Raw genomic sequence first — 12932 nt, 5'->3', positions numbered from 1 at the left:
CGGGTCCGGCGAATCGCCGGACCCGGCCCCTGCCGTTTCCGTGTGCGGGCACGGCGCCGGTGGCCGTCGGGCAGGCTGGGCGGATGGCCCATCTCGGACTGGTGACGCTGGTCGTGCGCGACTACGACGAGGCGATCGACTTCTACTGCGGCGTACTCGGCTTCGAGCTCCTCCAGGACACCCGGCTCGACGGCCCGAAGCGGTGGGTGGTCGTCGCGCCTCCCGGAGCGCGGGAGACGGCGGTGCTGCTGGCGCGTGCGGCGAGTGGGGCGCAGGAGCGCCGGGTGGGGGACCAGACCGGCGGACGGGTCGGCTGGTTCCTGTACACGGACGCCTTCACGCGTGATCATGCGCGGCTGCGGGCGGCCGGCGTCGAGTTCGAGGAGCCCCCGCGCCGCGAGCCGTACGGGACGGTGGCGGTCTTCCGGGACCTGTACGGCAATCGGTGGGATCTGATTCAGCTCGCGGGGCAGGGGAGTTGACCTGCGCGCGAGAGTCGTGGGGTCCTGCGGTCACCGCCTCTGCCGGCGTTCGCCTCCCGGCGATCCGGGCCGCCGCTGTGACGCGGCAGCGGCGGCCCGGAGGGGGAAGCCGGCGGTGAGGGGGGGGGCGAGGCGCGAGGGGGTCAGGACGCGGTCGGGCGGGCCGGGGACGTGTCGAGCTCGACGGCCGCGCAGCGCCAGCGGAGATCGGGGCCCTGCTCCAGGCGGAACGCCATGGCCCGCACCTGTTCGCCGGTACCGACGCAGGCGCTGGCCTCGACGACGCCGGGGCGCAGCGGATGGGCCCGGCAGGTGCGGACGACGGGGCGCGGGCCCACGGTGCCGAAGGGGGCGACCGGGGCCAGTTCGACGAGCTGTTGGTAGCCGTCGCCGATGCTGTGGTTCAGCATCCAGTGGACCGGCCGGCGCCCGCTGAGGACGGCGAGGAGGCGCTCGGCGAAGAGCTCGTGGGGTGTGATGCGTCGGGAGGACGGAGCGGGCCGGGAAGCGGGTCCGTCCGGGCGCCGGCGGGGCGCGGGGACGGTGGTTGGCCGATGGGGTGCAGTTCCCGCGGGTCCGGCCGGTCCGCGCTGGTCGCGACGGGTCTTGGGTGCCGTTCCGATCCGCGTCCTGGTCATGGTGATCGCCCCGTTTCTGCTTGGGCCCGGAATGTTTACCGAGCAGTAGCTTGTGGCGTTCTTCTACGGGGATCACGCCCCTCGGCGCAACGTGGGCCGGACCGCCGCGAAGGCTCGGGCGGAGATCACCTATCAGGGTGACGGGCCAAGGGGCGCCTGGGCCGTGCGCGTCGGGCGCGGACGCTCGGCAGCTCCGGGGGACCCGACACCCCCGCCTCGATGGGGGACAACGGACGTATCCTTGAGACCCCCAGGGCCCCGGAACACACGGGTCCGGGCCTCCCCACCACCGACCCGAGAAAGCGGCGGCCATGCGCGTGTACGTCCCCCTGACCCTCACCTCCCTCGCCGAGGCGCACAGGGCGGGCGAACTGGGCCCGGGCCCGCTCACCGCGTACGCCGTGACCCCGGCGCTGCGCGAGTGGTACCTCTCCGACGACATCGAGGAGCTGGAGTACGCCGCGCTCAACCGGGCGGCCGGCGCCTCGCTGCGGCTCATCTCCGGGGCCCCTTCGGCCGTCCGGCGCCGGGTCGTGCTCGCCGCCGACGTACCGGACTCGGCGACGTCCGTCGATCCCGACCGCGGGCTGGACGCCGGTGCGCTCGGCGAGGTGCGTATCGCCGGGGCGGTCCCGCTGGCCAAGGCGGCCGCCGTCCATGTGGACGCGGACGAGGCTTCGGCGGACGTGACGGCTGCGGCCGATGCGCTCGGTGCGGCGGACCTGGGTGACGACGACGCGCAGTTCACGGTGGACGGTGCGGAGGACCACGAGCTGCTCTGGTTCGCGACGCAGGAGATCGAGAACCTCATCGGCTGAGCGGCGGGCGGGGCCACCGGGCAGGGTGCGCCATGGAGCGCTGTCAGAGGTGCCCGGTAGCTTGGAAGGCATGGGGAAGCAGGGCTCACACATCGTCTGGGACTGGAACGGCACGCTGTTCCACGACGTCGACGCCGTCATCGGCGCGACCAATGCCGCCTTCGGTGAGATAGGCCTCGCGCCGATCACGCTCGAGCGCTATCGGGAGTTGTACTGCGTACCGGTGCCGCGGTTCTACGAGCGGCTGATGGGGCGGTTGCCCACCGAAGCCGAGTGGGGCGTGATGGACGAGGCGTTCCACCGGCACTACACCGCGCGGCGGGAGGCCTGCGGGCTCGCCGAGGGGGTGGACATGCTGCTGCGCGACTGGCAGTCGGCCGGGCACAGCCAGTCCATCCTCAGCCTCTTCGGCCATGAGGAACTGGTGCCGCTGGTGCGGAACTTCGGCATCGAGAGCCACTTCGTCCGGGTCGACGGGCGGATCGGCCCCTCCGGCGGTACGAAGGCGCAGCACATGGAGCGTCATGTCGCCGCGCTGGCCGGCATCGATCCCGGCAGGACGGTGGTCATCGGGGACGCCGTGGACGACGCGCTGGCCGCCGCGCACGTGGGAGCGCGGGCGGTGCTGTACACGGGTGGTTCGCACAGCCGGGCAAGCCTCGCCGAGGTGGGCGTGCCCGTGGTCGACACGCTGGCAGAGGCGGTCGTGGAGGCCGGCCGGATCGCGGGGTGAGGACGAGCCGGCGCACCCCGGGGCCCGACGGCCGCCGGTGACCGTCGGAAGTCGGCGTCACGGTCAGGAGACCGGAGCCTTGTCGCGCAGCACCGTGAGGAACTCGCGCATCCACCGGGAGTGGTCCGGCCACGCGCGAGCGGAGACCAAGGTGCCGTCGACCACGGTCTCGGCGTCCTCGAAGCGCGCGCCCGCCGACTGCATGTCCAGTTCGAGCGCCGGGTACGACGTGACCCGGCGTCCGCTCAGGCTGCCGATCGCGGCGGTGAGCAGCGGGCCGTGGCAGATCTGGGCGACGGGCTTGTCGGTGTCGAAGAACGACTTGACGAGCTTGCGCAGCTCGGGGTCGTTGCGCAGGTACTCCGGTGCCCGGCCGCCGGGGATCACCAGGGCGACGTAATTTCCCGCGTCGACCTCGGAGAAGGCCAGATCGGCGGGCCAGGTGTATCCGGGCTTCTCGGTGTACGTGTCGAAGCCGGGTTCGAAGTCGTGCACCACGAAGCGCAGGGTCTTGCGGGCCGGCGCTGCGACATGCACGTCGTAACCCTCCTCGCGCAGCCGCTGGTAGGGGTAGAGGACCTCGAGGGACTCCGCCGCGTCCCCGGTCACGATCAGGATCTTCGGTGCCATGGCCGCACGCTCCCCGGTGCCGGATCTCCGCCCCCTGCCCGGGCACGGGCACGGGGCCTATTTGTCCAACGTGCCGCGATCTGCCCGGTTTGCCAAGTCCTCGGGTGATCGAACCCCGGTTGTTATGGGACAAGGTGTCAAAGTTCGGCCCCCTGTTTTGTCCACAAGTGGCCCATGACGGACCACTGGCGGAGGGGGATAGCCTGGGTCCCGTGATCAGCGCGATAGCTCGCGGGGGCAGCGCCGCCCCCGGGCCGCGCCCGGTGTGCTCGGACGACATCCGAGACCGGGCTGCCTTCGCCGATCTTCCGGGCCGGAGCAGGCCGACAATAATGGCCGATAACCCCCCGCCCGTCCCTCGACGGGGCATAACGTCGTCAACGACCGGAGACCCCGCGTCGTGGCGTACGGCAAAGTTCGGCAGAACGACACCTCTTTCTACGTCTCGCAACGGCGCGCGACAGGAGCCTAAGGACCATGCAGACCAAGCTGGACGAAGCCAAGGCCGAGCTGCTCGCAAGGGCGGCCCGGGTTGCTGAGAACAGCCCGGTGGGAGGACACCTACCGACCGGGGCCACGAGCGAGGGTGAGTCCGCGGCACCGGCCGAGGACACGCTCCTGACGTATCTCCAGCGCTACTACCTGCACACCGCGCCCGAGGATCTGGCCGACCGCGACCCGGTCGACATCTTCGGTGCCGCCCTTTCGCACTACCGATTGGCGGAGGAGCGACCGCAGGGCACGGCGAACGTCAGGGTGCACACCCCGACCGTCGAGGAGAACGGCTGGACCTGCAGCCACTCCGTGGTCGAGGTCGTCACCGACGACATGCCCTTCCTGGTCGACTCGGTCACCAACGAACTGTCCCGGCAGAACCGCGGCATCCACGTCGTGATCCACCCGCAGGTCACGGTGCGCCGCGACGTGACGGGCAAGCTCATCGAGCTCCTGCCCGAGGGGGCGAAGGACGGCTCGCACGACACCCTCACCGAGTCCTGGATCCACGTCGAGATCGACCGTGAGACGGACCGCTCCGACCTCAAGCAGATCACCCTCGACCTGGTGCGCGTCCTGTCCGACGTCCGTGAGGCCGTCGAGGACTGGGAGAAGATGCGCGAGGCGGCGCTGCGCATCGCCGACGAGCTGCCGAGCGAGCCCACCGCGGCCGATCTGCAGAACCAGGAGGTCGAGGAGGCCCGCGAGCTGCTCCGCTGGCTCGCCGCCGACCACTTCACCTTCCTCGGCTACCGCGAGTACCACCTCAACGAGGACGACTCGCTCGGCGCCCTGCCCGGTACCGGCCTCGGTGTCCTGCGCGCCGACCCGCACCACACCGGTGAGGACGTGCACGGCCACCCGGTCAGCCCGTCCTTCAACCGGCTGCCGGCCGACGCCCGCGCCAAGGCCCGCGAGCACCGGCTCCTGGTCCTCACCAAGGCCAACAGCCGCGCCACGGTGCACCGTCCGAGCTACCTCGACTACGTCGGCGTCAAGAAGTTCGACGACGAGGGCAATGTCGTCGGGGAGCGCCGCTTCCTCGGACTGTTCTCCTCCGCCGCCTACACCGAATCGGTACGCCGGGTTCCGGTGATCCGCCGCAAGGTCGCCGAGGTCCTCAAGGGCGCGGGCTTCTCGCCCAACAGCCACGACGGCCGCGACCTGCTGCAGATCCTCGAGACGTACCCGCGCGACGAGCTGTTCCAGACACCGCCGGACGAGCTGCGCGCCATCGTCACCAGCGTCCTGTACCTGCAGGAGCGCCGCCGCCTCCGGCTCTACCTGCGCAAGGACGAGTACGGCCGCTACTACTCGGCGCTCGTCTACCTGCCGCGCGACCGCTACACCACGGGCGTACGGCTGCGCATCATCGACATCCTCAAGGAAGAACTCCAGGGCGCCAGCGTCGACTTCACGGCCTGGAACACGGAGTCCATCCTGTCCCGGCTGCACTTCGTGGTCCGCGTCAAGCAGGGCACCGAGCTGCCCGAGCTGACCGACGCCGACACCGAGCGCATCGAGGCGCGCCTCGTCGACGCCGCGCGGTCCTGGGCCGACGGCTTCGCCGAGGCCCTCAACTCCGAGCTGGGCGAGGAGCGCGCCGCGGCGCTGCTGCGCAAGTACGCCGGCGGCTTCCCCGAGGGCTACAAGGCGGACCACAACCCGCGCGCGGCAGTCGCCGACCTGACGCATCTGGAGCAACTGGCCGCGGAGGGCAAGGGGTTCGCGCTCAGCCTGTACGAACCGGTCGGTGCGGGCCCCGGCGAGCGCCGCTTCAAGATCTACCGTGACGGCGGCCAGGTCTCGTTGTCCGCGGTGCTTCCCGTGCTGCAGAAGCTCGGCTGCGAGGTCGTCGACGAGCGGCCCTACGAGTTGCGCCGCAGCGACCGCAGCACCGCGTGGATCTACGACTTCGGCCTGCGGATGCCCAAGTCCAACGGCAACGGCGACTATCTGGCCGACGACGCCCGCGAGCGGTTCCAGCAGGCGTTCGCCGCGGTCTGGACCGGCCAGGCGGAGAACGACGGCTTCAACTCCCTGGTCCTCGCCGCCGGTCTGACCTGGCGCCAGGCGATGGTGGTGCGGGCGTACGCGAAGTACCTGCGGCAGGCCGGCTCCAAGTTCAGCCAGGACTACATGGAGGACACCCTCCACTACAACGTCCACACCACCCGGCTGCTCGTCTCGCTCTTCGAGGCGCGGATGTCGCCGGACCGGCAGCGGGCCGGCACCGAGCTGATCGACGGACTGCTCGAGGAGGTCGACGGCGCGCTCGACCAGGTCGCCTCGCTCGACGAGGACCGCATCCTCAGGTCGTTCCTCACGGTCATCAAGGCGACGCTGCGGACGAACTTCTTCCAGGAGGCGTCGGGCGGTGTCCCGCACAGTTACGTCTCGATGAAGTTCGACCCGCAGGCGATCCCGGATCTGCCCGCGCCCCGGCCGGCGTTCGAGATCTGGGTGTACTCGCCGCGGGTCGAGGGCGTACACCTGCGCTTCGGGAAGGTCGCGCGCGGTGGTCTGCGCTGGTCGGACCGGCGGGAGGACTTCCGTACGGAGATCCTGGGTCTGGTCAAGGCGCAGATGGTGAAGAACACCGTGATCGTGCCGGTCGGCGCGAAGGGTGGATTCGTCGCCAAGCAGCTGCCGGACCCGGCCAAGGATCGGGACGCGTGGCTCGCCGAGGGCGTCGCCAGCTACAAGATGTTCATCTCGGCGCTCCTGGACATCACCGACAACATGGTCGGCGGCGAGATCGTGCCGCCCGCCGATGTGGTGCGCCACGACGAGGACGACACCTATCTGGTGGTCGCCGCCGACAAGGGCACGGCGACGTTCTCCGACATCGCCAACAAGGTCGCGGAGAGCTACAACTTTTGGCTCGGCGACGCCTTCGCCTCCGGAGGCTCGGCCGGCTACGACCACAAGGGCATGGGCATCACCGCCCGCGGCGCCTGGGAGTCGGTCAAGCGGCACTTCCGGGAGCTGGGGCACGACAGCCAGACCGAGGACTTCACCGCGGCCGGCGTCGGCGACATGTCCGGCGACGTCTTCGGCAACGGCATGCTGCTCAGCGAGCACATCCGCCTGGTCGCCGCCTTCGACCACCGGCACATCTTCATCGACCCGACTCCGGACGCGGCCGTCTCGTACGCCGAGCGGCGCCGCCTCTTCGAGCTGCCCCGCTCGTCCTGGGCCGACTACAACAAGGACCTGCTGTCCGCCGGCGGCGGTATCCATCCGCGTTCGGCGAAGTCGATCCCGGTCAACGCGCAGATGCGCGAGGCGCTCGGCATCGAGGGCTCGGTGTCCAAGATGACGCCGGCCGAGCTGATGCAGGCCATCCTCGAATCGCCGGTCGACCTGCTGTGGAACGGCGGCATCGGCACCTACGTCAAGGCCAGCACCGAGTCCCACGCGGACGTCGGCGACAAGGCCAACGACGCGATCCGGGTGGACGGCGCCGACCTGCGCGCCAAGGTCGTGGGCGAGGGCGGCAACCTGGGCCTGACCCAGCTCGGGCGTATCGAGTTCGCCCAGCACGGCGGCCGGATCAACACCGACGCGATCGACAACAGCGCGGGCGTGGACACCTCCGACCACGAGGTGAACATCAAGATCCTGCTGAACGCGGTGGTGTCGAACGGCGATCTGACCGTCAAGCAGCGCAACAAGCTGCTCGCCGAGATGACCGACGAGGTCGGCCGCCTCGTCCTGCGCAACAACTACGCGCAGAACACGGCCTTGGCCAACGCCCTGGCGCAGTCGTCCAGCATGGTCCACGCCCAGCAGCGCTTCATGCGCACGCTGGTGCGCGAGGGCGACCTCGACCGGGCGCTCGAGTTCCTGCCGACCGACCGGCAGATCCGCGAGCGGCTGACTCACGGACACGGTCTGACCCAGCCGGAGACGGCCGTACTGCTCGCCTACACCAAGATCACGGTGGCGGACGCACTGCTCTCCACGGACCTGCCGGACGACCCGTATCTGCAGCGGCTGCTGCACGCGTACTTCCCGAAGCAGCTGCACGAGCGGTACACGGAACAGATCGACGGGCACGCGCTGCGCCGCGAGATCGTCACCACGGTCCTGGTCAACGACACGGTGAACGCGGGCGGCACCAGCTTCCTGCACCGGATGCGCGAGGAGACCGGCGCCTCGCTCGAAGAGGTCGTACGGGCGCACACCGCGGCCCGCGAGATCTTCGGGCTCGGCTCGGTCTGGGACGCCGTCGAGGCGCTGGACACCGTGGTGCCCGCAGACGTACAGACCCGTATCCGGCTCCACTCGCGGCGGCTTGTGGAGCGCGGCACCCGCTGGCTGCTGAACAACCGCCCGCAGCCGCTCGAACTGGCCGAGACCATCGGTTTCTTCAGTGGCGGTGTGCGGCAGGTCTGGTCCGAGCTGCCGTCGCTGCTTCGCGGCGCGGACCTCGAGTGGTACCAGCAGATCCGCGACGAGCTGACCGGCGCCGGTGTCACCGAGGAGCTGGCCCAGCAGGTCGCGGGCTTCTCCTCGGCCTTCCCGACCCTGGACAACGTCCTGATCGCGGACAATATGGGCAAGGAGCCGATGGCGGTCGCCGAGGTGTACTACGACCTCGCCGACCGGCTCGGGATCACCCAGTTGATGGACCGCATCAGCGCCCTGCCGCGTACCGACCGCTGGCAGTCGATGGCCCGCGCGGCCATCCGTGAGGACCTGTACGCGGCGCACGCCGCCCTCACCGCGGACGTCCTCGCGGCGGGCGGCGACTCGGCGACCCCGGAGCAGCGCTACAAGGCCTGGGAGCAGCAGAACGCGGCGATCCTGGGCCGGGCGAAGACGACCCTGGACGAGATCCAGGGCTCGGAGGACTTCGACCTGGCGAACCTGTCGGTGGCGATGCGCACGATGCGGACGCTGCTGCGTACGCACAGCTGACGCTGCGGGCACACCCGTACGGAAGGGGTCCTTCGGGGCCCCTTCCGTCGTTCCCCGACCTCCGTTGGCCCCCATGAGCTCGATGGTTTGTCCCGTTATGGATGACAATCGGACTGTGTACGAGCAGTGCCGGGTGTCTGGAGGGACGCATGGATGTGACCGCGGACGTGTCCGTCGTCGTGATCGTCTACAACGACGAGGAGCGGCTGCCGGCGGCAGTGCGTTCCGCGCTCGGGCAGACACTGCGGTCCGTCGAGGTCCTGGTGGTCGACGACTGCAGTACGGACGGCTCGTACCGGGTCGCGCAGCAACTCGCCGCCGAGCACCCCGGTCGCGTACGCGCCCTCCGGCTGCCGGAGAACAGCGGCGGCTGCGGCGCTCCGCGGAACTTCGGCGTCGACCACGCGCGCGGGACGTACGTGATGTTCCTGGACAGCGACGACGTCCTGGAGCGCAACGCCTGCCGCAACATGCTGGAGGCCGCCGAGACCACCGGCGCCGATCTGGTCGCCGGACTGTGTGTGCGGGTCCACGTCGACTCCCGCAGCGGCAAGCAGGTCAAGTGGTACCCCTGGCTCTACGACCGGACCCGCACCCTCGAGTCCATCGCCGAACTCCCCGACCTGCTCGTCTTCGACACCCTGTCGACCAACAAGTGCTACCGCCGGGACTTCCTCGCCCGTGAGGGCCTGCGCTTCCCGGTCGGCATCCACTACGAGGACCTGCTGTTCTCCGCGCAGGCATACGTGGCGGCCCGCCGCATCACCCTCATCCCGAACCGGGTCTACGACTGGAACGTGGTGGACGGTGCAGCCGCGAAGTCCATCAGCAACCGCCGCCACGAGATCGCCAACTTCGCGCATCGGATGGAGATCCACCGCCAGGTCGACACGCTCCTGGCCGAGCGCGGCCTGACGGACCTCAAGTTCCACAAGGACGTGAAGTTCCTCAAGCACGACCTGGTCCTTCACCTGCGCGATCTGCCGTCCACGGACGAGGAGTACCGGCGCGCCTTCGCCGAACTCGCCCGGCCCTATGTCGCCGGATTCGCGCCCGAGGTCTACCGGGAGGTGCAGCCCGCCCAGGCCATCTGCGCCTATCTCCTGCTCCTGGAGGACTGGGACCGGCTGATCCCCGCGGCCGACACCCTCACCAACCGCGACAAGCTGTCCTCGCCGCTGGCCGAACGCGACGCCCGCGTCTACTGGTGCGCCGACCATCTCGACGACCCGCTGGGCCGCGAGGTCCTCGACGTCACCGCACTCGGCTATCACACGGCCCCGCTCGGACATCTCTTCCTGCGCAACGAGCTCACCGAGTACACCGACCTCGGCGCGGGCGGCCGCGGCCCCGTACGGCTCGCGGGCAGGATCGTGAACCCGCTCGGCCGGATCCGCGCGGACCGGCCGCTGCGCGGACAGCTCGAGTTCCGTGCCCGTCGACGCAGCCTGCAGACGTTCCGCTTCCCGCTCGCCTCCTTGCGGCACGCCGGCGAGACGCTGGAGTGGAGCGCGGAGGTGGACCTCGCCCGGGGGCTGCGGCCGCTCGGTGTGATCGACGCCGTGTGGGACGTACGTCTGATCCTCGACGTGGACGGGGAGCGGCTGCGAACCCGGCTGACCGCGCGGGACCAGGACATCGAGGACGCCGCCGAGTTGCGGGTACGTCCGCGGCTGACCCGGCTCGTCGCGGACCGGCTCGAGCCACGGGTCTCGCAGCGCGGCCATCTCGCGTTCCGCCTCGTGTCGCGGGGGCCGGCCGCGAGGCGTAGCGAGGAGGCGATCCGACGGGCCATCGCCACCGGCCCGGCCGGCACCGCCAAGCGGAAGGTGCGGTCGACCCGGAACCGGCTGCGCTCCGGGGAGACCAAGATCCGTGCGTACCACCGGCTGCTCGCCAGGCTGCCGGTCCGCAAGGGGCTGGTGGTCTTCGAGAGCCACCTGGGCCGGCAGTACAGCGACAGTCCGCGGGCCATCTACGAGGAGATGCGGCGGCAGGGGGTGCGCTTCCGTGCCGTGTGGTCGTACGCGGGGAAGAAGCCGGCCGGGTTCCCCGAGGACGCGGTGCTGGTGCGGCGTTGGAGCTGGCCGTACCTCAGGTATCTGGCGCAGGCCGAGTTCTGGATCGACAACCAGGGCTTCCCGCTCAAGCTGACCAAGCGCCCCGAGACCACGTACATCCAGACCTGGCACGGCTCCGCGCTCAAGCGGATGGGCTTCGACGAGCCCGGCTACAAGGCGATGTGGCACCCGGCGCAGCAGGCCTACCAGCAGGCACTCGACCGCTTCGACGCCTTCCTGGTCCGCTCCGAGCACGACGTCCGCACTCTCGCGCGTGCGTACCGGCTGCGTCCCGACGTGCCGCTGCGCACCGGCTATCCGCGCAACGACGCGCTCGTGGCCGCCCGCGCCGCGGAGGAGAACACGGGTGCACGCGCGCGTGGACCCCTGGCGGCGGAGCTCGGGATCCCGGACGACAGGACCGTCCTCCTGTACGCGCCGACCTTCCGCGCCACCGAGGGCGGCAAGGTTCGGACCTTCGAACTCCCCTTTGACGTCGAGGAGTTCGCGCGGCGCTTCGCGGACCGCTGTGTGCTGCTGATCCGTTCGCACTACCTGAACCACGTGGTGCTGCCGCCGTCCGTGCGCGGCGCGGTCGTCGATGTCACCTCGCAGCACGACATCACCCCGCTGCTCGCCCTCGCCGACGGCCTGATCACGGACTACTCGTCCGTGATGTTCGACTACGCCCTGCTCGACCGGCCGATGATCTTCTACGCGTATGACTACGAGGAGTACGCGGCGCACAGTCGCGGCACCTACTTCGACCTCCGCGAGGAGGCGCCGGGCCCTGTCGTCGGTACGCAGGAGGAACTCTTCGACTCGGTGGCCGACCTGAAGTCGGCCGACGCCGAATACGCCGCGGCCCGGGCGGACTTCGTGGCCCGCTACGGCGAGTACGACCAGGGGGACGCCGCGAGCCGCGTCGTCTCGACGTTCTTCGCCCCCGGGAGGCACGCGTGACGACCGCACTCGAGACCACCGTCGAGTCCCCGCTCGCGGACCGGGCGCGCGACGTGTTCCTGGTCTCCAACAGCGTCGACGAGTTGGGCGGGGTGACGACCTGGTCGCATCAGATGGCGCGACTGTTCACCGCTCGCGGCCACCGTGTGCACGTCGTCGGCATCCGGCCCGCCCCGGAGGGTCAGCAGCAGCGTCTGGGCGACGAACTGCCGTACCCCACCACGACGTTGTACGACGCCGATCCGCCGCGGGAGGGCCGCGAGGCCACGATGCCGGCGCAGTCCGCGAAGCTCACGGCGCTGTTCCGGGCGGCCCGTCCGGGCGCGGTGGTGATCGTCACGCAAGTCTGGGCCATGGAGTGGGTGGTCCGCGCCGACACCGCGGGCCACACCGTGATCGGCATGAGCCACGAGTCGTACGCCGCGACCCGCGGCAGTTCACGTCTTGGGCGCTGCAAGAGGTACTACGCGGACGTCGACCGGATGCTGCCGCTGACCCGGGAGGACGCCGACCTGTGGATCTCCCACGGCGGCATGAACAACGTCGGCCACATGCCCAATCCGCTGCCCGTACTGCCCGACGCACCCTCGCCGCGCACCGGCCGCGTCGTCACCAGCATCGGCCGCCTGGAGGACCAGAAGGGCATCGACATGCTCCTGGAGACCTGGGCGGAGGTCGCTCCGCTGCACCCGGACTGGCAACTGCACATCTACGGGGACGGTGAGGACGAGGACACCCTGCGGCGGCAGTGCTGGGCTCTCGGCCTGGACGGTTCGGTGCGCTGGCAGGGCCGCACCCACGATCCGGCGGCGGCGCTCAGGGCGGGCTCCGTCTTCGTGCAGTCCTCGCGCTACGAGGGCTTTCCGCTGGCCCTGATGGAGGCGATGGCGACCGGTGTGCCGTGCGCGGCCTTCGACTGTGCGCCGGGGGTGCGGGAGATCGTCCAGGACGGTGTGGACGGGCTGCTCGCACCCCTCGGCAACATCACCCGGCTCGCCCGGCACCTCGACGCGCTGATGTCGGACAAGGCGCTCAGGGACCGGATGGGGGACGCTGCCCGGGGCAATATCCAGCGGTACTCGACGGACGAGATCGTGCGGCGGTGGGAGGGGCTGTTCGCGTTTCTGGAGCGGTGAGCGGTGAGCGGTGAGCGGGCAGCGGTGAGCGGCCGGTGGTGGCGGGGCGCT

At 70.5% G+C, this 12932-nt stretch carries 8 protein-coding genes; 6 read left to right on the top strand and 2 right to left on the bottom strand.

What is annotated here, in order from left to right:
* Positions 1-83 precede the first annotated feature (83 nt).
* Positions 84-482 carry a VOC family protein gene (locus DSC45_RS07700; RefSeq protein ID WP_119288350.1) on the top strand — a complete coding sequence of 133 codons (399 nt, stop codon included), beginning with the start codon at positions 84-86 and terminating at the stop codon, positions 480-482.
* A 143-nt stretch (positions 483-625) separates the two neighbouring features.
* On the opposite strand, the gene DSC45_RS07695 is transcribed toward DSC45_RS07700, so the two are convergent.
* The gene (locus DSC45_RS07695) at positions 626-961 is read right to left on the bottom strand and encodes an Rv3235 family protein (protein WP_119288482.1); all 336 of its coding nucleotides are present in this window, start codon (positions 959-961) and stop codon (positions 626-628) included.
* A gap of 470 nt (positions 962-1431) precedes the next feature.
* Here DSC45_RS07695 and DSC45_RS07690 point away from each other — a divergent pair, with 470 nt between their 5' ends.
* Both DSC45_RS07690 and DSC45_RS07685 read left to right on the top strand, forming a co-directional pair.
* The gene (locus DSC45_RS07690) at positions 1432-1938 is read left to right on the top strand and encodes a DUF6912 family protein (protein WP_119288348.1); all 507 of its coding nucleotides are present in this window, start codon (positions 1432-1434) and stop codon (positions 1936-1938) included.
* A 70-nt stretch (positions 1939-2008) separates the two neighbouring features.
* Positions 2009-2671 (top strand): HAD family hydrolase, encoded by a 663-nt coding sequence (locus tag DSC45_RS07685; protein ID WP_119288346.1) that lies wholly within the window; start codon positions 2009-2011, stop codon positions 2669-2671.
* Between the two features lie 63 nt (positions 2672-2734).
* Here the strand turns inward: DSC45_RS07685 and DSC45_RS07680 are convergent, their stop codons facing one another.
* A complete protein-coding gene (locus tag DSC45_RS07680) occupies positions 2735-3301 on the bottom strand; it encodes a DJ-1/PfpI family protein (RefSeq protein WP_119288344.1) in 567 nt (188 codons plus the stop codon).
* Between the two features lie 477 nt (positions 3302-3778).
* Between DSC45_RS07680 and DSC45_RS07675 the strand changes: the two genes are divergently transcribed.
* From DSC45_RS07675 to DSC45_RS07665, 3 genes are all read left to right on the top strand, one after another.
* Positions 3779-8722, top strand: a complete 4944-nt coding sequence (locus tag DSC45_RS07675) for an NAD-glutamate dehydrogenase (RefSeq protein WP_119288342.1) — start codon at positions 3779-3781, stop codon at positions 8720-8722.
* 149 nt (positions 8723-8871) lie between these two features.
* A complete protein-coding gene (locus DSC45_RS07670) occupies positions 8872-11745 on the top strand; it encodes a bifunctional glycosyltransferase/CDP-glycerol:glycerophosphate glycerophosphotransferase (RefSeq protein ID WP_119288340.1) in 2874 nt (957 codons plus the stop codon).
* Positions 11742-12881 carry a glycosyltransferase gene (locus tag DSC45_RS07665; RefSeq protein ID WP_240434514.1) on the top strand — a complete coding sequence of 380 codons (1140 nt, stop codon included), beginning with the start codon at positions 11742-11744 and terminating at the stop codon, positions 12879-12881. Before DSC45_RS07670 ends, DSC45_RS07665 begins: the two co-directional genes overlap by 4 nt.
* Positions 12882-12932 lie beyond the last annotated feature (51 nt).

It is taken from the genome of Streptomyces sp. YIM 130001 (assembly GCF_003574445.1).
GTDB lineage: Bacteria > Actinomycetota > Actinomycetes > Streptomycetales > Streptomycetaceae > Streptomyces.
Note: the sequence above shows the minus strand (reverse complement) of the source record. Positions and strands in the feature narration are given on the sequence as shown.

Bases quoted from the DNA above. Each gene is read 5' to 3' on its own strand.
- DSC45_RS07700 (WP_119288350.1), top strand. From the start codon at position 84: ATGGCCCATCTCGGACTGGTGACGCTGGTCGTGCGCGACTACGACGAG.
- DSC45_RS07690 (WP_119288348.1), top strand. From the start codon at position 1,432: ATGCGCGTGTACGTCCCCCTGACCCTCACCTCCCTCGCCGAGGCGCAC.
- DSC45_RS07685 (WP_119288346.1), top strand. From the start codon at position 2,009: ATGGGGAAGCAGGGCTCACACATCGTCTGGGACTGGAACGGCACGCTG.
- DSC45_RS07680 (WP_119288344.1), bottom strand. From the start codon at position 3,301: ATGGCACCGAAGATCCTGATCGTGACCGGGGACGCGGCGGAGTCCCTC.
- DSC45_RS07675 (WP_119288342.1), top strand. From the start codon at position 3,779: ATGCAGACCAAGCTGGACGAAGCCAAGGCCGAGCTGCTCGCAAGGGCG.
- DSC45_RS07670 (WP_119288340.1), top strand. From the start codon at position 8,872: ATGGATGTGACCGCGGACGTGTCCGTCGTCGTGATCGTCTACAACGAC.